Genomic DNA, 21,528 nt, shown 5'->3' on the forward strand with positions numbered 1-21,528 from the left:
GGAAGCCGGCCGTTGTGCTTGGGGCCGAGCGGGGGCTATTCAACGGCAAAACGCTGGTGCACGGTGCCAGCAGTGGTGGGCACGCTTAGCAAGTACACGCCAGGAGAAAGGCCGCGCAGAGGCAGCTTGTCGGTGGTACGAAGCAAAGACCAACGGCGCATAATGCGGCCTTGCAGGTCGGTAACGTGGGCTGGGCCAAGGGGCTGGGCGGGCAAGCGCACGCTCAACTGGTCGTGGGCGGGATTGGGAAATACGTCGGCCAGTGGCGCGGCCGCCGCGCTACGAGTCGCCAGCGGCGTGTTCACGAGGCGGGCCAGGCCAAAGCGCGGCTGCCCGGCCACACTGGTGAAGTTACCGCTGAGCAGCAGCGCGTTGGAGCCGGGCTGCAAGTACACAGTGGCATCGGCCGGGGTGTAAGTAGCGTTTTGCACCAGCACGGGCTGGAAGCCGGGGTCAAGGCTTCCATCGGCAGCGAGCCGAACCAGCCTCTGAGTTTGCAAATCGGCGCCGGGGGCCACCATAACCAGCTTGGCGTCGGGCTGCTCTACCATGTTAAGGGCTGCGCTCGCCGCCGTGAAGCTGGGGTCGGGCGTGCCGCTAGGCAGCAAGCGCAGCAAGCCGTTGGGAGCAGCTTGCCCGTTGAAAGCAGTGAAGTTGCCCGTCAGCAGGATGTTGCCGCTGGCCAAGGGCAAGGCCGTGAACAGCGCGTTGGGCCCGCCGGATGCCCCAATGGAAAAAGTGTTGTCGATGCTGCCGTCGGCGTTGAGCCGCACCAGGAAGCTGTGCGTAGCGTCGTTCCAAGTTACCAGGGTTTGACCATTGGCCAAGCCAAAGGCATTCTTGAAACCCGAGATTGACCCGACGCCCGAAGGCACCAGCCAGGGCGCCGCCGCCGCGGGTGCAAAGCGCGTGTCGAGGGCGCCGTTGGCGAGCAGGCGCGCCAGATTGGGGCGGGGCTGGCCATTCACCCGACTGAAACCTCCGCGAACCAATACGCCCCCGCCAGGTACTGGGTCAATGGCCGATACCCCGCAGCATAGGGGGAATGGTAGTTGGTTGCCGAATTGCAACTCCGCTGTGCCGAAAGCCGGGTCGAAGCTGCCATTAGTCAGAATACGCCGCACTTGTAAAGTGGTATCAGAGTTCTGGTAGGCAGCGTAGGCGGTGCCGTCGGACTGCGGCGAAAACGACTGATAATACGTGCCGCCTGCAGGCCGAGTAAAAGCGGGCGGGAAAGCTACCAGTGAATTGTAGGTGCCATCGGAATTGAGCAGATGGAAGGGCAAACTGCCAATGTTGTTGATGCGCTGGCCGTTGAAATTGAGCCCATTGGCGTACAGCATCACTTGGCCGTTGGCTAATGGAACAAGAGGGCATCTCATCACAAACTCCAGGTTTTGGACGTAGCTGCCGTCGGGTTGGCCATTGGCTAGCAGGCGCGTCAGGCCACTGATGGTTGAGTTCGGACTGTATAGCGAAGGGCCCCCGGCGAGGTACTGCCCATTGTTCAGCTCAACTAAGCTCAAAATACCGTTGTTTGCTCCGGCGCCTGAGGCGAAGGCCGTGTCTACGGCGCCAGAGGTGGTCAACCGAACCAGATTGTTGTGGGTGCCGCCCCCGAGGGAAGAGAAAAAACCCGCTGCGATAATGCTGCCATCGCCGGGCAGCACCAACTTCAGCACAATGCCGCTGCAGGGGCTGGTGGCGAAGGCAGGGTCGGGGGTACCATTGGCCAGCAAGCGAACCACGCCTGCTGCAGTGCTTCCTGACCCCAGCAACGATGAGCCGCTCACCACAAGTTTGCCGTCGGCCTGGCGTGCCACATCGGTGCCAAACGAATTGGCCGCTAAAGGCGAGGCGAAGCTGGCATCCAGACCGCCGGAAGGCGTCAGCCGGGCAACGGATTGGCGCGCCTGCCCCGCAACGGAATTGAACATCCCCGCTACCACGATATTGCCATCGGGCTGCACAAGGACCTTGAAGACTGCGCCATCGCTCAGGGAGCTAACGAACCCGGCCCCGACCGTAAATCCACCGTCTGGTTGGCCGTTCGGCAGCAGGCGAATCAGTCCTTTGGTGGGTTGTCCGTTGAAAGTGGCAGCCAAAGCACTGCCAATCAGAATTTTGCCATCTGCTTGCACCGCAATGCTGCGAATTGCGCCACCTACCCACCCCGCACCACCCGAGTTGAACGAACCATCCAAGCTGCCGTCGGGATTGAGACGCAGGACGCTTTGCACGCCCGTGCCATTATATCGAATCAAGCCATATTCTGCTCCCAACAGAATTTTGCCATCAGGCTGAAGGGCTAAGGCGGAAATGCTGCCGTTGGGGCCGGCTCCGGCTTGCGCCCGAAATGTTAGGTCAGGACTACCATCGGCATTGAGCCGGGCCACTCGCGGAGAAGCCTGCCCGTTCATCAACTCAAAATTACCGCTGATGAGCACCTTGCCATCTGGCTGCTTCAGCATGGTTTGGATGTCCCCTCCAGAAACAGAAGTGAGAGTGCTGGGGGCGAAACCAGGGTCGAGGACTTGGCCGATAGCGGCAACATAGCTGCTGAATATCAAGCCGATGCTTGTAAGGAAGGGGTAGAGGACACGCATAGGCGGCACAAGCAGAAAAAAGATGGAAATGACAATTGTTACCCAGCCTCTGAAAATATCAGAAGTTAAAGCAGCCCGTAAAGCTATGGCCTGGAGTCCCTACACCACCCGCCGCATCACCGGCGCGGCGGCCGCTTCGTCGGCGTACACCACGTGCTCGTCGCGGAAGGGTTCTTCGCCCCGGAATTTCTGCAGGATGCGTGCCGTGGTGATGATGTCCTTCTGGCAATACTTGGCAATGCGCGGCAGGTCGTTTTCCTCCCAGTACACCCGCGCCACGTCGGCGCCGGTGATGTCGTCCTTGGGCGTGGGCACGCCGAAGATGGTGGCCAGCAAGTGGAGCGAAGTGTAGGATTTGCGGTCGCCGAACTTCCACAGCTCCATGGTGTCGTGGTGCGGCACTTCCCAGGGCTTTTTGCCGGCCAGGTCGAGCTGCGGCGGCAACTGCAGGCCGTTCACCAACAGCCGCCGGCCCAGAAACGGAAAGTCGAACTCCTTGCCGTTGTGCGCGCACAGCATGAACTGCGGCCGGTGCGCCAGCAGGCCCGCAAAGTCCCGCAACAGCTGCTTCTCGTCGTGGCCGACGAAGCTCTTCACCCGGAAGCGCCAGAGTTCCTCCTGCTTGTCGTGCACGAAGTAGCCCACCGACACGCACACCACCTTGCCAAACTCGGCGTACACGCCGGCCTGCTCAAACAGGCTGGCGGCGCTGAGGTGGTCGGGGAGGGGCTCGGCGGCCTGGGGGCGGCCGGTGTAGCCTTGCTGGCGGCGCAGGCTCTCGCTCTTGTGCTCCCACAGGTGCTGCAGCATCTCGTCCAGGTTCTCGTGGCAGTCCACGCAGGGCACGGTTTCGATGTCAATGATGAACATCTGGTCGAGCGGGGTGCGGTGTAGGTGCTGCATGACAAAAGACGCGAGGCGTAATAATTGAAGTAGCCGAAGATACACCGGTGGGCGATAGGTAGGGCCTATTGGGCCGTGTTGGTGCGCGGGCAATGCGGGTTGTGCTTCATTTTGAAGGCCTAACGAAATAAAAGCCCTTCCCTTGTAACGAACCTGCTCGGTGCCGGTACTCTTTTCCGACCACTGCTCACCCGCTCATAAGGCCCACATCACAAATTGGGACGGCCCACATCGTGCATTGGGGCGCCGCGCCGGCTGCCGGCCCGGACCTTTGGGCAATTAATCACCCAGTCAGCAAGTAAGCCCATGCCGTTGTATTTCCTCCCGATTAAGTTTTTGCTAATGAGCCGGTCCGAGGCAACCCACCAGCCCCGGCGGGCATCTTTAAAATCACACGCTGCCCTTACGCTGTTGAAACATCCCTACCGTTTACTCGCCCTTTTTCTGACGATTTCTGCCTCGTCGTTCACCGCTCTGGCCCAAGCGCCACCTGCCCCGGCGGTTCCGGTTGGCACCGGCTCGCTGACCGGCCTCGTGCTCGACTCGCTCAAGAAGGAGCCCGTGCCGTATGCCACCGTGGTGCTGCTGCCGCCCGCGCCCAACGACAAGGCCATCACCGGCATTGCGGCCGACGACAACGGCCGCTTTTCCTTCACCAAGCTGGCGCCGGGGCCGGCGCGGCTGCGTGTGAGCTACGTGGGCTACGGCACCCAGACGCGGGAGGTGACCATTACGGCCGGTGCTACGGACGTGGGCACGTTCCGGCTGCCCACGGCGGGCACGGCGCTGGCCGAGGCCGTGGTCATTGGCACCAAGCCGGTGGTGGAAGTGCGGCCCGACCGCATTGTGTACAACGCCGACCAGGACGTGACCAACGCCGGCGGCACCGCGGCCGACGTGCTGCGCAAAGCCCCGCTGCTGGCCGTGGACGGCGACGGCAACGTGAAAATGCGCGGCTCGGGCAACTTCAAAGTGCTGGTAAACAACAAGCCCTCGCCCACGCTGGCCAGCAACCTGGCCGAAGCCCTCAAAGGCATTCCCGCCGAGCAGATTCAAAGCGTGGAAATCATCACGACGCCACCGGCCAAGTACGACGGCGAAGGCACGGCCGGCATCATCAACATTGTGCTGAAAAAAGGTGTGGACCGCGGCCTGAATGGCCGGGTGAGCGCCGCGGGTGGCAACCGGAACTCCAACGCCAACGCCTCGCTCAACTTCAAGAAGGGCAAAGTTGGCTTCACGTCGTCGTTGGGCACGGGCGCGTGGTACGGGCCCAACGAGTTTGAGCGCACCCGTGTTGGCAAGCTGGACAACTCGACCCTATTGCAGCGCGGCGACGGCAACTACAACGGGCGCTGGCAGTTCGGTACGGTGGGCATCGACTACGACCTGAGCGAGAAGCAAAGCCTGTCGCTGGCCGGCTCGCTGAACAACTACCGCGGCAGCAACTTCAGCAACCTGCTCAACGATTTTGTGGTGCCGGGCTCGCCGCAAGACAATTCGCTGTTCACCCGCACCACCGAAAACCTGTACGGTGGCTTCAATGGCGAACTGACCGCTACCTACACCAAGACCTTTGCCCAGCCCAAGCGCGAGTGGAGCGTGCTGGGCCAGTACGCCAACAACAGCGGCACGTTTGGCTACGACTTCGACCAGTACGCCAACTCCTACACCAACCTGGAAACCAGCCAGGCCAGCTACCGCGAGCGCAGCCGGGGCCGCACGCCGGGCAGCGAATACACCGCCCAAACCGATTTGGTGCAGCCTTTTGGCGAAACCCAAACCCTGGAAACCGGCCTGAAAGCCATTTGGCGCCGCACGGGCTCGGTGGCCGACGTGGACGGCCTCACGCTGGGCGACCCCGACTTTGTGCGCCTGGCCGGCCGCTCCACCGACTTCAGCTACGACCAGAACGTGCAGGCCGCCTACGCCACCTACACGGCCGTGTTCAAGAAAAAGCTGACCGTGAGCCTGGGCAGCCGCCTGGAGCGCACCGCTCTGTCGGCCGATTTCCAAACCAGTGACCAGCCCTTCGAGCGCGACTACCTTTCGCTGCTGCCCAACGGCAACGCGCAGTACACGCTCAGCGAAAACAACAGCGTGCGCCTGGCGTACAGCCGCCGCATCACCCGGCCCTTTATCGACTACCTCAACCCCTTCATCGACCGCTCCGACCCGCGCAACATCGTGTTCGGCAACCCCGAGCTGGACCCCGAACTGACCGACTCATACGAGCTGAGCTTCAACACCAACGGCAAGGCCGGCTCGCTGAACATCTCCGGTTCGGTGCGGCGCACGGATAATGCCATTGAGTCCATTCGCCTGCCCACCAGCGAAGTCGGCGTAACTCAGCAAACCTTCCGCAACGTGGCCTCCAATGCCTACTACCAGCTCAATTTCTACGGCTCGGCCAAGCCCGTCACGGGTTGGGAAATCAGCGGCGGGCCCGACGTGCAGTACATCGTGCGCCGCAGCCCGGCGCTGGGCATCGAGCGGCGCGGCTTCACGGCCGGCCTCAACTTCAACAGCTCCTACAAGCTGCCCAAGAAATTCACGCTCTCCACGTTTCTCTACAGCTCGCTGCCTTCGCCCGACCTGCAGGGCCGGGGCCCGGCCAACCTCTACTACCAAATGGGTGTAAAGAAAACCTTCCTCAAGAACAAGGCCGACCTGGTGCTCAACTTCGGCTCGCCCTTCAATAACTACTGGACCTACCGCAACATCACCAACACCCCCGACTTCCGCGAAACCAGCGAGAGCCGGGCCTTCCAACGCTCCTTCCGCCTCAGCTTCGCCTACCGCTTCGGCCAGGAGCAGCAAGGCAAGCAGCGCAAATCCATCTCGAACGACGACGTGAAAGGCGGCGGCAACAAGCAGGGCGGGCAGTAGGAGCGAGGGCAAGTGGGGGTACGAAGTATATAGCAAGCCGCCGGCCTCGTCATGCCGAGCGCAGCCGAGGCATCTCGCGTGTGGTAGTGACTCAATCGTGAGGATGGAAGCGGGCGAGATGCCTCGGCTGCGCTCGGCATGACGTTCTTCGGTCGTGCGTCCATACAAGATGATGCCGTACCTTGATGCTCTAGACCTCAACGCTACAAGCTCAACAACTCCTTGAACCGCACTGCCTGCCGCGTCGATACGTCCACGCGCCGGCCGCCGCGCACCTCTAGCAGCAGGCCGCCTTTGTAGTAAGCGTGCACCTGCTCGATGGTGGTGAGGTTGAGGATTTGCTGGCGGTTGACGCGGAAGAACAGGTCGGGTGGGAGCTTGTCTTCGAGCTGCTGCAGGGACTTATGCAGCAAGGGTGAATGCGGCCCGAAGTACACCCGCACGTAGTTGCCCACGGCCTCAAACAAGTCGATGTCAGCCAGGCGGACGAAGTGGCACTGGTCGCCGTCTTTCAGAAAAACCTGGCTTTGGGGCGTGAGGCGCTGAGCCGGCGCGGCGGTGCCGGGCGCGGCATCGTCGGGTTCCGCGGGCGCAGGCGGGGTTTGGGCCAGCGACTGCCGCACGCGGGCCAGCGCCTGGGCCAGGCGGTCGGGGTGCACTGGCTTGAGCACGTAGTCCAGGGCCGAGACTTGGAAGGCGCGGGTGGCGTACTGGTCGTAGGCCGTAATGAACACCACCAGCGGTACTTGGTCGAGGCTTTCGAGGAGCTCGAAGCCGGTTTCTCCAGGCAGTGAGATGTCGAGCAGCAGCAAGTCGGGCCGCAGCTCGGCAATGAGACGGCGGGCGGTGTCGGCATCGGCGGCCTCGCCCACAATTTCGACTTCGGGGTGGGCTTCTTGCAATAGGTAGCGCAGCTCCTGGCGGGCCAGGTACTCGTCTTCTACCAGCAGGGCGCGGATGGGGGGAGCAACGGAACTCATGAGGCAGGAACGGCGGGCACGCCCAGGCTGGCCACCACGGTGCCACTGGGGTTCTCGTGCAGGGTGAGGCTGGCCGCGTCGCCGTAGAGGGCGCGCAGGCGCAGGCGGGTGTTGGCCAGGCCCAGGCCCCCAATGTGGCCGGGTTGGCGCACGGCGGCCGTTTCAAGCAAGCGGCCGGGCTGGCTGATTTCCAGGTGCAGGCACTCGGGCGCACTGAGCCGGGCGCTGAGGCGCAGCACGCCGCCGCTGGGCGTGCTGCTGATGCCGTGCTTCACGGCGTTTTCGACCAGCGTGAGCACGGCGGCGGGCGGCACGGGCCAGGTGAGCAGTTCCTCGGGCACGGCCACGTCGAGGCGCAGGCGCTCGGGGCCGAAACGGGTTTGCTCCAGGGCCAGGTAGTCGCGCACGGCGGCCAGTTCGTCGCCCAGCGGAATGAGCTGGCGCTGCTCGTAATTCAGGGTATAGCGCAGCAAATCGGCCAGTTGAGTCACGGCCGTGCGGGCTCGGTGCGGCTCGGTAAGGGTGAGGGCCCGCACCGAGTTGAGGGCATTGAAGAGGAAGTGCGGGTTGATTTGGGTGCGCAGCATGTCGAGCTCGGCCTGCCGGCGGGCGGCGTCGGCCCGCAGCTGGCTCACTTCCACTTGGGCCAGCCGTTCGCCGGCCACGAAGAAGTGGTAGGCCAGCACCCACACAATGAGGTATCGACCCACGCCCACCACGCCAAACGCGAATTTGGCCCAGTCCTGCTTGGGCAGCTGCCATTGCCACTTGCCTTCCATGATGGAGAACAGCACCGGCGCTACCAGCTGCATGCAGACGGCCAGCCCCACCAAGCCCGCCACCGCCACCACGGCCTGCCGGGGCAGCGGCGCGCGCAACACCCCGAAGCGCAGCAGCAGCGCCCGGTAACCGTGGGTGAGCGCCAGGCCCAGCAAGGCAGTAAGCGCAAACCACCGCACGATGCTGGGCTCAAACCGGTCCAGCATTAGGCTGGCCTGCACCTGCGTGGCCCAGAAGCCACCCCAGCCCAGCAATTGAAATATCCAGTACCAGCGCTTGGCGCGAAGAAATGTCAGCATAGCAGAACCCCGATGACGCATGGCGAATGTAAGCTGCCCGTCCGCCCCAGCTTCGGGCCGGGGCGGCGGAGTGCCTTTCCGCAGGGGCCGGTGAATGGCAGACGGTGACGGAACGGGCAGCATGCAGCGCAGAAAACAAGGCGAGAAAAGCGGGTGGCAGCAGAATCAAGGGCAAAAGTAGAGGGCTTGGGCACCCCTGTTCGGAGGTTTTCCGGGAGCGCGGAAAATGGCCAAATGAGCGTGGAAAGCCGTAGCGCGGTCGTACCCGGAGGGCCTTTGTAGTTCGCGTTCCCGCGCCGGCGTGGTCGTTCGGGTGTCCGTCAGGGGATGCGGACCACAAAGTCCCTCCGGGTACGACCGCGCTACGGCCCGCTGCCTACGGGGGCCTACGTGCGCCCCAGCCCCGTCACTTGTTTGGTACGCTGACCCGGTTGCAATGCAACGGCTGATTTGGCGCCGCCCGCACCGGGTAGCGCCCGCCGTTCCTTTTTCCGCGCTCAAGTAAAAAGTGGCGGCAATGGCTGGTGGACGGGGCCATGTTTGCAGCATCAGATGGTTGTGGCATTTCTGGCAGACTGTATACTTGCAGCTTGCCCTGCTAACCCCGCAATTGGCAGTGTATTTTTCCCAACCTTCTTTCCATCACCTCATCATGCAACCAACCCCAACCCCCAGCCAGCCCCCCAAAGTGCAGAAGCTGCTGCCCTTGATTCCCGCCTTTTTTGTTTTTCTAGGCGTGCTGAAAGGCTTCCGGCACGACTACTATAACGCCGGCATATGGGTGGCGCTGGGCCTGGCAATGGGCGCCCTGGCAGTTCCGCCGCAATACAAAAAAGGGGCAATGTGGACGGCCGTGGCGCTGGTAATCGTGGCCCTGGCGCTGGTGCGGCTGAAGGCACTCGCCACCCGGGAAGCCCAGGTGGAGCGGGAGGCCACGCAGGTGCCGGCCCGGTAGCGCTGCCCTCTAGTTATGCCAGTAGTTTGTGCCGCCCTCGTCTTGTGTTGCTTGAATATTCTTCTTGCCCGCCAACCCCTCACCTATGAAACGACTGCTCCTTCTGCTGTGCCTGCTGCCCTTGTTTGCCTCGGCCCAAACCTGGCAAAAGCAACCCACCGAGCCCTACCGCGGCAAGCAGGACGACATCTGCTTCACCTCGCCCACCCAAGGCTGGTACGTGAACGGGGCCGGTAAAATCTACGGCACCCGCGACGGCGGCCAGCACTGGCAGAAGCTCTACGAAAAGCCCGGCACGTTCTTCCGCTGCGTGGCTTTCATCGACAGCCTGCGCGGGTTTGCTGGCAACATCGGCACCCAGTATTTCCCCGGCGTCACGGACACCATTCCGCTCTACGCCACCCGCGACGGCGGCCGCAGCTTGGCCCCGGTGCAGTACAGCGGCCCCACCGTAAAGGGCCTGTGCGCGCTGGAAGTGGTGAAGGAGCAGTTCATCAACGCCGGCAACATCGACTACCGCTACCACATTTTCGGCGGCGGCCGGGTGGGCGGGCCGGGCTTCCTGCTGCACTCGCCCGACAACGGCGACACCTGGACCTCGCGCGACCTGCGGCCCTTCGGCGCCCAGTTCGTTCTCGACATCAAGATGTTTACGCCCCGTGAAGGCTTTCTCTGCGCCGGTTCCGACGTGGCCGTGGACAAGGCCAACGCCCTCATCCTCTACACCAAAGACGGCGGCCAAACCTGGCAGAAGCGCTACCGGAGCACGCGCCCCTACGAAATCACCTGGAAGCAAAGCTGGCCCACGCGCAAAGTGGGCTACGTCACCATCCAGAGCTATAATCCCGACACGCTGGTGGCCCAGCGCTACGTGGCCAAAACCACCAACGGCGGCAAAACCTGGAAGGAAATTCCGCTGGTGAAAAGCGCCAAGGTGCGCGAGTTCGGCGTGGGTTTCGCCGACGACAAAACCGGCTGGATAGGGGCGGCGCCCAATGGCTTCGGCACCCGCGACGGCGGCAAAACATGGGAGCGAGTCGACTTCGGCAACGCTGTCAACAAAACCCGCCTCATTAAAACGCCCGACGGCGGCTATGTAGCCTACGCCATTGGCCTGAATGTGTACAAGTTGAGCGCGCCGAAGTAGGGAACTTCCAGCCATCTTTACAACCCCAGCTGACTACCACTCCGCGCCACTCCTGAGCCATGAAAAAGACGCAAAAATTTCTGGTGTTTGGCCTTAGCCTGATGTTGGGCGCCGCCTTTGGAATGCTGCTGGCCAAGTACGGCTTTGCCCATATCAAGCACGCGCAGTGGAGCAAATGGCAGGTGGGCGCGCTCCTGGCTCTGCTGCCGCTGACGTGGTTGGTGGCCGTGGGGCTGCACGAACTGGGCCACGCGCTGGCCGGGCTGCGGCAAGGCTTTGTGCTGCACTGGCTGGCCGTGGGCCCGCTGATGTGGAAGAAGCTGGACGGGCGCCTGCGCTTCCGCTGGAACACCAACCTGAACGCGGCTGGCGGCATGGTACTCTGCGTGCCACCCGACGACCACGACCTGCGCGGCCGCTTCATGGTGTTTGCGGCGGGCGGCCCGCTGGGCAGCGTGGCGTGGGCCGTGCTGGCGCTGGGTGGCTGGGCGCTGTTGCCCACCCAAACCACGGCGGTGGAGCAGGTGCTGGTGGCGGCCCTCGGCGTAAGCGGCCTGCTTTCAACCTTCCTGGCCCTGCTCACCATGATTCCGATGCACACCGGCGGGTTTTCCAGCGACGGCGCCCGGGTGCTCAACCTGTGGCGCGGCGGTCCGGCCGGCCAGCTCGAATTGGCCGTGCTCTCGGCTTTCGTGCGCTCAGCGGCTGGCGTGCGGCCCCGGGAGTTGCCGCTGGCGCAGCTCGAAGCGGCCGTAACCTTGCCCAACGAGTTGCCTTTCAAACTTTACGCCTATCAATATTTGTACCTGGCAGCCCTCGACGCCGGCCACATTGACCAGGCCGGGCAGTACCTGCGGGAGCACCGCGAGCGGCTGGCCCTAGCGCCGCCCGCTCTGCAAGCCAACGGCTGGTTGGAGTCGGCGTTTTTCGCGGCGGCGTTTGAGCACGACTTGCCGGCCGCCCGTGGCTTCCGCGAACAAGCGCAGGTAACGGCCCACACCCCGGCTGACCTTGTGCCCCGCGCCGATGCCGCGCTGGCCCGCTTGGCCGGCGACGCTGACGCGGCCCGCGCCCACGCCCAAACCGCCTTGCAGGAACTCTCCAAAAGCCTGGACCCAGGCAGCGCCCGCCTCTACGCCGAGTGGTTGGCCGATACCGTCCGTTGGGCCGAGCAGCCTACTGCCAGCACCGTGAGCTAGCCGGGCCGGTAAGCGCTGCCGCGCCTAAGCAACCACCGGCGCCGAAGTGGCATCTGCGCTGCGGCGGTAGGGGCGTAATAGAAAGCTCCTGATTTACGATGTAGCTTCCCGCGGCCCAAGCCGAAACATTCTTTCTCAAGCACTTCACCACACCAGTCATCACCTCTTTTCTGTCAATATGGCCCTTTCCATTACCAACCTTTCCAAAACTTACCCCAACGGCACGCAGGCGCTCAAAAATGTGAGCCTGGAAATCCCCAACGGAATGTTCGGCCTGCTCGGGCCCAACGGCGCGGGCAAATCCAGCCTGATGCGCACCATTGCCACGCTGCAAGACGCCGACACGGGCTCCATCATGCTCGACGACATCGACGTGCTGCGCAACAAGGAGGCCGTGCGCCGCGTGCTGGGCTACCTGCCGCAGGAATTTGGCGTGTACCCCAGCGTGAGCGCCGAAGAACTGCTCGACCACTTTGCCACCCTCAAAGGCATTGCCAGCAGCAAAGAGCGCAAGGAAATGGTGGCCGCCCTGCTGCACCAAACCAATCTCTACGACGTGCGCAAAAAGCACGTGGGCGGCTACTCCGGCGGCATGAAGCAGCGCTTCGGCATTGCCCAGGCCCTGCTCGGCAACCCGCGCCTCATCATCGTGGACGAGCCCACCGCCGGCCTCGACCCGCAGGAGCGCAACCGCTTCCACAACCTGCTCTCCGAGATTGGCGAAAACCTGGTGGTCATCCTCAGCACGCACATCGTGAGCGACGTGAGCGACCTGTGCCGCCACATGGCCATCATCAACAAAGGGGAAGTGCTGCTCACCGGCGACCCACTCACGGTGATGAACAACCTGAAAGGAAAAATCTGGCGCAAGCTGATTGAAAAAGCCGAGTTGCCAGCGCTACAGGGCGCCACTCAGGTGATTAGCTCGCGCCTGTTTGCGGGCAAAACCGTGGTGCACGTGCTGGCCGACGCCGCGCCGGACAGCGGCTTTGAAGCCGTAAACCCGGACCTGGAGGACGTGTATTTCTCGGAGATTAAGAACTACGAGCTGCGCAGCAAGCGCGGGGCAGCAGCAGTGGCCTGAAGCTAGCCGCCGCTGGCGCGGGGCTCGGCCCCGTGCCGGCTACTCCCCGGCCTCCGGCCGGGCTGCGCCGGTTGCGCCGCTGGCACTTTCTTCACTCGGGTGGCTGCCGTTCAGCTGGCTCGTTCTTCCGCCCGGAGGCCGGATAGCAGCAGGCACGGGGCCGAGCCCCGCGCCATTTCCAACTCTTACTTCTTCGCCAAAATGTTCCTTCCCATACTCCTCTTCGAACTAAAATACCGCCTCAAGCGGCCGGCCACCTGGATTTACTTCGCCATTCTGTTCGTTCTGGCGTTTTTGCTCGTTACGGCGGCGGGCGGCGGCTTCGGGCCGGGCACCGACGTGAGCATTGGCGGCGACGGGCAGGCGGTGAAAATCAATTCCCCCTTCTCGGTGTCCATCACCGTTGCTGTGCTGAGCGTGTTTGGCGTCATCATCGCCTCCTCGCTCATGGGCAACCCGGTGTACCGCGACTTCGAGCACCGCACGCATCCGCTGTTCTACACCACGCCCATCAGCAAAATTGGGTACCTGGGCGGACGCTTCCTGGGCTCTTACCTGATTGCCGTGCTCGTGTTCAGCGGGCTGGGGCTGGGCGCTGGGCTGGCCGGTATGATGCCCTGGGTGGAGAAAAGCCGGTTTCTGGCCAGCACGCCGCTGGGCACCTACGTGTGGCCCTACCTCACGCTCATTCTGCCCAACCTGCTGTTTACGGGCGCCATTTTCTTCACCACGGCCACGCTCACCCGCAACATCCTGAGCACGTACATCGGCGCGGTGCTGCTGCTGGTGGGCTACCTCATTTCCAACGCCTACCTCCGCGACCTCAAGAACGAGTACCTCATTGCCGCGCTGGATGCCTTCGGGCTTGCGCCCTTTAGCTTAACCACGCGCTACCTCACGGCCCCGGAGAAAAACACGCTGCTGGTGCCGCTGTCTGACTTTTTGCTCCTCAACCGGGGCGTGTGGCTGGGGTTGGGGCTGGGCCTGCTGGCGTTTTGCTACGCCCGGTTCCGGTTTTCGGCCCTGGCTTCGGAAAAGGTGTCGAAAAAAGTGCGGCGGGAAGCGGCTGCTTCGGCCGGCGCGCTGGCCGAGGCAGGTGGCTCACAGGGCGTAGCCGGCGGGCTACACCTGCTGCCGCGCGTCACACAGGTGTTTTCCGGCGGCCTGAGCCTCAGCCAGTGGTGGAGCCTTACCAAGCTGGAGTTTCGGGGCATCGTGCGCAGCCGCTACTTCGCGGCCATTGCGGGCGCCGGCATTATCGTGCTGCTGGCCACGGCCTCCCAGGCCGGCAAGACCTTTGACACGCCCACCTTTCCGCTCACCAACCAGTACCTGAGCATTGCCAACGGGCCTTTTTTCCTGTTCCTGTTTGCCATCATCATCTTCTACAGCGGCGAGCTGGTGTGGCGCGAACGGTCGGCGGGCGTGGCTCAGATTGCCGACGCCGTGCCGATACCCAACTGGGTGCCGTTTCTGAGTAAGCTGGCTGCCCTGTGGCTGGTGCAAGTGGTGCTCATGGCCGTGGTGATGGTGTGCGGCCTACTCATCCAAACCCTGAAAGGCTATTTCAACTACGAAATCGGCCTGTACGTCCAGGCGCTGTTCTTCTACCAGCTGCCGTACCTGCTGCTGCTCTGCGTGCTGGCCATGGTGACGCAGGTGGTGGTGAACAACAAGTACCTGGGCTTTGCCGTCATCGTGGTGTACTACCTGGCCGGCGAGTTTCGGCCGCAAATCGGCTTAGGCCACCGGCTCTTCGACTTTGGGGGGAGCAGCTCCCCCGGCCCGTACTCGGCCATGAACGGCTACGGCCACTTTCTGCCCGCCTTCTGGTGGACCAAGCTGCTCTGGGCCGGCGTGGCCCTGCTCATGGTGCTGGCCGGCACGCTGCTCTGGGTGCGCGGTACCGACGCCAGCGGGCGCCTGCGCGAAGCCCGGCGCCGCTGGAGCGCCGGCAGCACCGCCACGCTGGCGCTGGGCCTGCTCGTTAGCCTGGGCGCAGGCGCCTACATCTTCTACAACACCAACGTGCTGAACGAGTACCTCAGCCCCAAGGCGTCCGAAAAGCGCCAATTGGCCTACGAGCAGCAGTACCGCCGCTACAAGGACGTGCCCCAGCCCCGCATCACGGCCGTGGACCTCAACACCGACATCTTCCCCCGCACCCGCGCCATACGGTTTCGCGGCCAATTTATGCTGGTAAACAAACACCAGGAACCGCTGGACTCGGTCATCATCAACCTGCCCGTGGAGCAACACCCGCGGTTGCACCGCCTCGCGCTGGGGGCGCCCGGCCAAGCCACGCTGGCGCTGAACGACACCACGTTTGGCTTCCGCATTTACCGCTTGGCTCAGCCGTTGGCTTTTGGCGACTCGCTGGCCCTGACCATGGATTTGTCTTACCAGGAGCGAGGTTTCCCGAACGCGGGCTCCAACACGGATATCGTGGAAAACGGCACGTTTGCGAGCTACAACTACCTGCCCGGTCTGGGCTACCGCGAGGGCATCGAAATCAGCGGCGACCAAGACCGCAAGAATTATGGCCTGAAACCCAAGCCCCGCATGCCCGACGTTAACGACCTGAAAGGGCGCCAGAACACCTACGTTGGGGACGACGCCGACTGGATTCGCTTCCGGACCACCGTGAGTACCGAAGCCGACCAAACCGCTGTTGCTCCCGGCTACCTGAAGAAAGAGTGGGTGAAAGACGGCCGCCGCTACTTCACCTACGTCATGGACCAGCCCATGCACAATTTCTACACCTTCCTCTCGGCTCGCTACGAAAAGTATTCGGACAAGTGGGTCGATACGGTTGGCCGGCGCACCATTCCCATCACCATCTACTACCATCCGGGGCACGAGTACAACCTCAAGCGCATGGCCGAAGGCGCCAAGGACGCGCTGGCGTATTGCTCCAAGAACTTCTCGCCCTACCAGCACCAGCAGGTACGCATTCTAGAGTTCCCGCAGTATGCGTCCTTCGCCCAAAGCTTCCCCAACACCATTCCGTTCTCCGAGGCCATTGGCTTTGTCGCCGACGTAGACGACGACAACCCCGAAGACCTAAACATGCCCTACTACGTGACGGCCCACGAGGTAGCGCACCAGTGGTGGTTTCACCAAGTAGCGGGCGGCAACGTGCAGGGCAGCACGCTCATGTCGGAAGCCCTGGCCGAATACACGGCCCTCATGGTGCTCAACCACCACAACGGCCCCAGCGCCATGCAGCGCTTCCTGAAGTTTGACATGAACCGCTACTTGCAGGGCCGCGGCATCGAACAGAAGAAGGAAGTGCCGTTGGCACTGGTCGAAAACCAGCAGTACATCCACTACCGCAAGGGCTCGGTGGTGATGTACGCGCTGCAGGACTACCTGGGCGAGTCAACCCTCAACTCCGCCCTTAAAAAGTACGTGGCCGCCACCGCCTTCCAGAAGCCTCCCTACACCAACTCGCCGGAGTTTATCGGCTACCTGCGCCGCGCCGCCCCCGACTCGCTGCAGTCCTTCATCACCGACCAGTTTGAGCGCATCACCCTGTTTGACAACCGCGTGACTGACGCCACCAGCAAGCAGCTGCCCAACGGCCAGTACCAGGTCGACTTCACGGTGAAGAGCGCCAAGTTCTACGCCGACAGCCTCGGCAACCAGAGCCCGGCCGACCAGAGCCGCGACGCCCTGCCGGTGGCCGTGTTCCCGGAACTGGGCAAAGACAAAAAGCCCGTGCCACCAATCTTGCTGGTGAAGCGTCGCCTGCGCCCCGGCGACAACAAACTAAGTTTCGTGGTGAAGCAAAAGCCCGCCTCCGTGGCCGTTGACCCCTACAACATGATTATTGACCGGCGGCTAGCCGACAATGTCAAAGAGTTGTAGCGTTGGGGACAATAAAATCGAGAATTTACCAAAAACCACAAGGCCCAATTCCTGCAGGAGTCGGGCCTTGTGGCTGCTTAAGCCAACTGTGCGTTGCAATCGGCTTTGTTTTATTGCTTGCGCACCTGCTTCAAATCGCGCTTTACTTGCTTGCGCGCGGTTCGGAGGTAGGTTTTGAGTTGCTGACGACGCGACACCACTATCACGCGGGCATTGGTAAGGCTCACCGTCGACTCGCTGGCGGCGGCATTGAGCGTCATCTCCTCATCGGCGTAGCCCGCGTAAGTCACTACGGCTTTCAGGGCGCCGGCATCGGCCGGCACTTCAAATTGAAATTCGCCGTCGGCGTTCGTAACGGCCATTTGCTTGCTGTCTTTCAAGATGACCACCGCGCCCGGCAGCACGCCGGCGGGGTTCGTGATTTTGCCTACAAGCAAAATCTTCTCGTCTGCACCGCCGGCTACGGTCGGGTCGGTGTTGCCATTAGCTGCCGTTGGGTCAACGTCGGCTTTGGTGAAGGCCACTTGGGCTTCGGCGTTGGTAGCGCACACGGTGCTTAGCAAAGTGGCAACGGTCAATAGTAAAGGAAAGCGCATATTTGGACTTGTTAAAATTAAATTTAGTAAACAAATGTATGTTCACCCGTTGAACTATACAAACTTAGTTTTGAATCTATTTAAGCTAATTTTTATACGGTAGATGAACTTAAAAGTTATAAAATCTTAACATTCAATAAATCAATCAAAAAAAGGGTTAATGCTTCAGTTAATAAAAAATCCTTGGCCAAACGACCAAGGATTTTTGCAAACGAAGCACGAAAAAAGAAAAGATTAGCCCGTCAGTTGTTCCATCAAACGGTCGCTGCCGAATGGCAACCAGAATTTGATTCAGGAGGCTTGCACTGTCGGGCTTTGCGTAAGCGGTTCGGCCAAGGCGTAGCGGAAATCAAACAGGCGCTTGCTGTTCAGGAGCTGCTTGTTTTGCTTGAACTCCGACCAGCTGGTGAGCAGCACCAATTCGTCGGCTTGGCCGACCAATTCCTCCAGCGTGTTGGCGTAGGAAATGGGCAGGTTGTACTCGTGAGCGAACACCTCGTTGGCCATGGGGTCATAGGCCACGATATTGGTGTAGCCTTTCGCCAACAGCTTCTCGATGATGAACTTGCTGGGACTCAGGCGCACGTCATCCGAACCGCTTTTGAAGGCCAGGCCCAGAATGCCAATGCGGCTTTCGGGCGTAGCGGCCTGCATGATTTGGTTGGCCTTGTGCTCCATGATTTCCTCGTTGATGCGCAGATTGCCGTCGAGAATTTTCGCCTCGAAGCCGTGCTCGCGGGCAATGCTGCTCAGGGCAGCTGTATCCTTAGGCAAGCAGTAGCCACCGTAGCCGCAGCCGGGGTACACGTAGCTGGCCATCGAGGCCGGTGCGCCGGTCCAGCGCTTGTCCTGGTGTAGAATCTTGAAGGCGCTGGGCACATCAATATTCCCGATGTGCTCGGCAATCATCGACATCTCGTTGGAGAAGCTGATGAGCGTGGACAATAGCGTGTTTGATAGGTACTTGATGAACTCCGCCGAGTTGTAGCTCACGTAATGCACCGGGGCGTTGAAGGGCAGGTAAATCTGATTCAACAGCTCCTTCGACTGCTCGTCTTCCACACCAATTACCACGCGGTCGGGGTTCATGAAATCGTCCCAGGCATAGCCTTCGCGCAAGAACTCGGGGTTCGACGCCAGGCCCACGGGCTTGTTGTATTGGCGGTTCAACTCGTCCACCACCGGCTTCACTTTCTCCGACACTGTGGAGGGCGGCACCGTCGACTTGGTCACGATGACCTTGAAGTCGCCTTCGCTGGCTTCGAACACCTGCTTCACGGCGTCGAGCAGGTACGTGAGGTTGGCACTGCCGTCGGCGTTGCCGGGGGTGCCCACGCAAATGATGATGACCTTGCTGTCGTTCACCGCTTCGGCCAGGGGCGCGTCGATGACGAAGTTTTGGCCGAGTTCCTCGCGCAGCACCTCGTCGAGGTGCGGCTCGTAGAAGGGCACTTCATACTGGCGGATTTTGGCCATCCGTGCCTCGTTTACGTCGATGCCGTAAACCTTAAAACCTTTTTTGCTGAAGCCCAGGGCCGTGGTCAGGCCCACAAAGCCGAGGCCGAGTACCGTAATCATGCGAGTTGTCCGTTGGTGTGGTGAAGGAATTGGAGGTAGCGGCGGATGCCCTCTTGCACGGTCACGGAGGGGCGGTAGCCCAGCACGGCGCGCGACTTGGTGAGGTCGGGGCAACGGCGGTTGGGGTTGTCGGTCATGTACTCCTTGTCCTGCGACTGGCTGAAGGAGATTTTGCCCTGGTAGTCGAAAATCTCCTTGCCTTCGCGGTTGAAGATTTCGGCAAACTCGCGCACCGACAGCTCGGGCTGGTCCATGCCGATGTTGAACACGTCAAATTCGCCGTGCAGCATCACTTTCAGGTAGCCCGTGATGGCGTCCGAAATGTAGCAGAACGTGCGCGTGGGCGTGCCGTCGGATAGGATTTCCAGGTCGCGGCCTTCCACCACGGCTTTGGCAAAGTCGGCGGGCAGGCGCTTGTCGTTGATGTTCATGCCCGGCCCGTAGTTGTTGAAGGGCCGCGCCAGCCCGATGGGCATGTTGTGCTTCTGTGCGAACAGGTAGCAGAGCGTCTCGCCGAAGCGCTTGGCCTCGTCGTAGCACGCGCGCGGGCCGATGGTGGCCACGTTGCCGCGGTACGTCTCGGGCGTGGGGATGAACTCGGGGAAGGGGTCGCCGTAAATCTCGCTGCTCGAGAAGAACAGGAAGCCGCGCAGCTGCTTGTCGGCGTAGAAGTCGAGCAAGCGGCGCAGGCCGGTGATGTTGGCGTCCACCGTTTCGATGGGGTAGATGCGGTAGAACGTGGGCGAGGCAATGGAGGCCATGTGAATGACCAAGTCGGCCTCGTCGGCGCCCGGTACGTCGGCCACGGAGTCCGTGATGACGTTGAACTCGTGCAGCTTGATGATGTCCGGGTTGCTGGCTACCAGGGTATCCAGCCAGCCTTTGGTGCCGGTCAGGAAATTCTCCAGCGCGATAATGCGCTTGATTTGCAGCTCCTCGGCGTAGTGCGCAAAGAAGTGCATGAAGTAGTAGCCCAGGAATCCGCCGCAGCCCGTGAGCAGGACCGTGGCATTGCGCATCTTGTCGAGCTCTTGGGTCGTGAGGCTTTTGTAGATGGCCTCCATGTCTTCCCGCAAAATGCGGTTGTCGATTTTGGCTGGCGAGTCAGCAATCATAGAATAGCAGTCAGGTGATGGTGAAAGGAGAGTCGGAGGAAGGAGTTGTCTGGGCCAGCCAGCGAGTACCCCGAAATTTTATTTCGGCCCGATAGAACAACCCTCGTGCTGCCGGGCCGAAATAAAATTTCGGGGTACTCGTTCTGGGCTGCGCAATTAGGCCAGTGCGGGGGCAGCGGCAGTTGCCTGGTATTCGGGGAAAAACAGCGCGTTTTGTTCGCGGTAGAGGCGCAGCACCAGGTTGTCGGCGGGCAGCTCCACGTCGTCGAAAGTCAGCACGTGGTCGCGCTCCACGTCGCGCTTTAGCACGCAGCCTTCGGCCAGGCCCACGGGCAAGATGTTTTCGCGGCGAGCCACGTCGGCGTTTTCGCACTGCCCGTAGGTATCGTAGCCGCCCAGGCCATCCAACTTGTGGCCAGCCTTCAGCGGCGTTTTGGCTTGGGTAATCACCTCGACCACCGGGGCGCCCAGCGGCTCCATGATGACGTCGTTGAAGAGCACCATGCGCGCAATAGAGTTCGGAATCTCGGCGTAGATGAGGTGATAGGGGATGTAGAAGCTGTAAAGCGGGCCGGGGCCCAGCTTGCCATACGCCAGATAATGCTGCACTTTGGGGTCGTCGGTGGTGGCGAATACGAATACGCCGGGTCCGGGTTTCGGACCCACCACGTAGTCCACAATTCCGCCGAGGCGCTTCAGCTCTTCCACGTCGAACCACGTGGTCATATCGTCGATGTGGCCGTCGTGGCGGAAGCCCAACATGCCGCGCTTGGCCACGCCCATGCCCGTGGCGTTGGCCACGCAGGCCTGCTCGATGGATATCTTGGTGCCGTCGGCGAAGCAAGTCACCATTTCAGGCGTCAGCTTCCACTGCGCCGCAAAGCCGGCCTGAGTGGTCGGGTTGCGGTAGAAATCCTGCAGGCCCTTGATGTTGCCTAGCACCAGCGGCGTCAGGCCCATGCCTTTCACCATGCGGTACAGGTTGAGGATGCAGCCGGGCTGGTCGCCTTCGCAGCCGCTCAGCATCACGCCGGCCTTGTCGGCGTACACCTTCAATATCGGCCCAATGGTGGCGTCAATTTCGGGGTTGAAGAGCAGCACGTGGCGCTTGTGCTCGATGGCCTTCATGATGAGGGCCGCGGCGTAGTGAATGGTGCCCGTGCACTCCACCAGCAGGTCGAGGCCTTCTACCTCGCAGAGCAGCTCGGCATTGTCGGTCACGGCGAAACCGCCCGAAGAAATGACCGCCTGCAAGGTTTCCAGGTCGGAACACTCTTGGGCGGTGTTGCCGGTGTATTCGTAGGCTTGGTGGGCTTTGCTGAGGGTGCGGTTGGCAATGACGGCCACCTCCATGCCGGGGGTGTAGCGCATCACCTGGTTTACCATGCCCTGGGCCATTTCGCCGGCGCCCCACAGGCCCACGCGAATGGGTTTGCCCGCGCGCTGGCGGGCCTCTAGCTGTTTGTCAACAATAATCATAATGCTGGTTTACGAGCAGGCAGACGCCTGCGTGAACGATAGAAATGG

General features: G+C 61.9%; 14 protein-coding genes. 6 read left to right on the forward strand and 8 right to left on the reverse strand.

Annotated features, from left to right (window positions below; all coding sequences use genetic code 11):
• Nucleotides 1–35: 35 nt before the first annotated feature.
• Nucleotides 36–2,606: a T9SS type A sorting domain-containing protein gene (locus VF629_RS02100; protein WP_331056790.1), complete on the reverse strand. Its 2,571-nt coding sequence runs from the start codon at nt 2,604–2,606 to the stop codon at nt 36–38.
• Nucleotides 2,607–2,705: 99 nt separating this feature from the next.
• The gene (locus VF629_RS02105) at nt 2,706–3,509 is read right to left on the reverse strand and encodes a 3'-5' exonuclease (protein ID WP_331056791.1); all 804 of its coding nucleotides are present in this window, start codon (nt 3,507–3,509) and stop codon (nt 2,706–2,708) included.
• Between the two features lie 411 nt (nt 3,510–3,920).
• Here VF629_RS02105 and VF629_RS02110 point away from each other — a divergent pair, with 411 nt between their 5' ends.
• Nucleotides 3,921–6,398, forward strand: a complete 2,478-nt coding sequence (locus tag VF629_RS02110; protein WP_331056792.1) for a TonB-dependent receptor domain-containing protein — start codon at nt 3,921–3,923, stop codon at nt 6,396–6,398.
• A 203-nt stretch (nt 6,399–6,601) separates the two neighbouring features.
• On the opposite strand, the gene VF629_RS02115 is transcribed toward VF629_RS02110, so the two are convergent.
• Together VF629_RS02115 and VF629_RS02120 are read right to left on the reverse strand one after the other, a co-directional pair.
• The gene (locus VF629_RS02115; RefSeq protein ID WP_331056793.1) at nt 6,602–7,378 is read right to left on the reverse strand and encodes a response regulator transcription factor; all 777 of its coding nucleotides are present in this window, start codon (nt 7,376–7,378) and stop codon (nt 6,602–6,604) included.
• On the reverse strand, nt 7,375–8,457 hold the full coding sequence (locus VF629_RS02120; RefSeq protein WP_331056794.1) for a sensor histidine kinase: 1,083 nt from the start codon (nt 8,455–8,457) through the stop codon (nt 7,375–7,377). The genes VF629_RS02115 and VF629_RS02120 overlap by 4 nt, the downstream gene beginning before the upstream one ends.
• 652 nt (nt 8,458–9,109) lie before the next feature.
• Here VF629_RS02120 and VF629_RS02125 point away from each other — a divergent pair.
• The 5 genes from VF629_RS02125 (at nt 9,110) to VF629_RS02145 (ending at nt 16,712) form a co-directional block, all read left to right on the forward strand.
• Nucleotides 9,110–9,412 (forward strand): hypothetical protein, encoded by a 303-nt coding sequence (locus VF629_RS02125; protein ID WP_331056795.1) that lies wholly within the window; start codon nt 9,110–9,112, stop codon nt 9,410–9,412.
• An 85-nt stretch (nt 9,413–9,497) separates the two neighbouring features.
• The gene (locus tag VF629_RS02130) at nt 9,498–10,559 is read left to right on the forward strand and encodes a hypothetical protein (protein WP_331056796.1); all 1,062 of its coding nucleotides are present in this window, start codon (nt 9,498–9,500) and stop codon (nt 10,557–10,559) included.
• A gap of 59 nt (nt 10,560–10,618) precedes the next feature.
• A complete protein-coding gene (locus tag VF629_RS02135) occupies nt 10,619–11,758 on the forward strand; it encodes a M50 family metallopeptidase (RefSeq protein ID WP_331056797.1) in 1,140 nt (379 codons plus the stop codon).
• Between the two features lie 178 nt (nt 11,759–11,936).
• Nucleotides 11,937–12,842 carry an ABC transporter ATP-binding protein gene (locus VF629_RS02140; RefSeq protein ID WP_331056798.1) on the forward strand — a complete coding sequence of 302 codons (906 nt, stop codon included), beginning with the start codon at nt 11,937–11,939 and terminating at the stop codon, nt 12,840–12,842.
• Between the two features lie 201 nt (nt 12,843–13,043).
• Complete coding sequence (locus VF629_RS02145; RefSeq protein ID WP_331056799.1) at nt 13,044–16,712, forward strand: ABC transporter permease/M1 family aminopeptidase; 3,669 nt, start codon at nt 13,044–13,046, stop codon at nt 16,710–16,712.
• A gap of 110 nt (nt 16,713–16,822) precedes the next feature.
• Here the strand turns inward: VF629_RS02145 and VF629_RS02150 are convergent, their stop codons facing one another.
• The 4 genes from VF629_RS02150 to VF629_RS02165 form a co-directional block, all read right to left on the reverse strand.
• Nucleotides 16,823–17,308 carry a carboxypeptidase-like regulatory domain-containing protein gene (locus VF629_RS02150; protein ID WP_331056800.1) on the reverse strand — a complete coding sequence of 162 codons (486 nt, stop codon included), beginning with the start codon at nt 17,306–17,308 and terminating at the stop codon, nt 16,823–16,825.
• A 291-nt stretch (nt 17,309–17,599) separates the two neighbouring features.
• Entirely contained in the window at nt 17,600–18,886 is a 1,287-nt protein-coding gene (locus VF629_RS02155) for a UDP-glucose dehydrogenase family protein (protein ID WP_331056801.1), read from the reverse strand.
• On the reverse strand, nt 18,883–20,001 hold the full coding sequence (locus tag VF629_RS02160; protein WP_331056802.1) for an NAD-dependent epimerase/dehydratase family protein: 1,119 nt from the start codon (nt 19,999–20,001) through the stop codon (nt 18,883–18,885). Before VF629_RS02160 ends, VF629_RS02155 begins: the two co-directional genes overlap by 4 nt.
• A gap of 156 nt (nt 20,002–20,157) precedes the next feature.
• Nucleotides 20,158–21,480 (reverse strand): NAD(P)-dependent oxidoreductase, encoded by a 1,323-nt coding sequence (locus tag VF629_RS02165; protein WP_331056803.1) that lies wholly within the window; start codon nt 21,478–21,480, stop codon nt 20,158–20,160.
• Between the last annotated feature and the right edge of the window lie 48 nt (nt 21,481–21,528).

The sequence above is a fragment of the Hymenobacter sp. genome (assembly GCF_036388155.1).
GTDB lineage: Bacteria > Bacteroidota > Bacteroidia > Cytophagales > Hymenobacteraceae > Hymenobacter.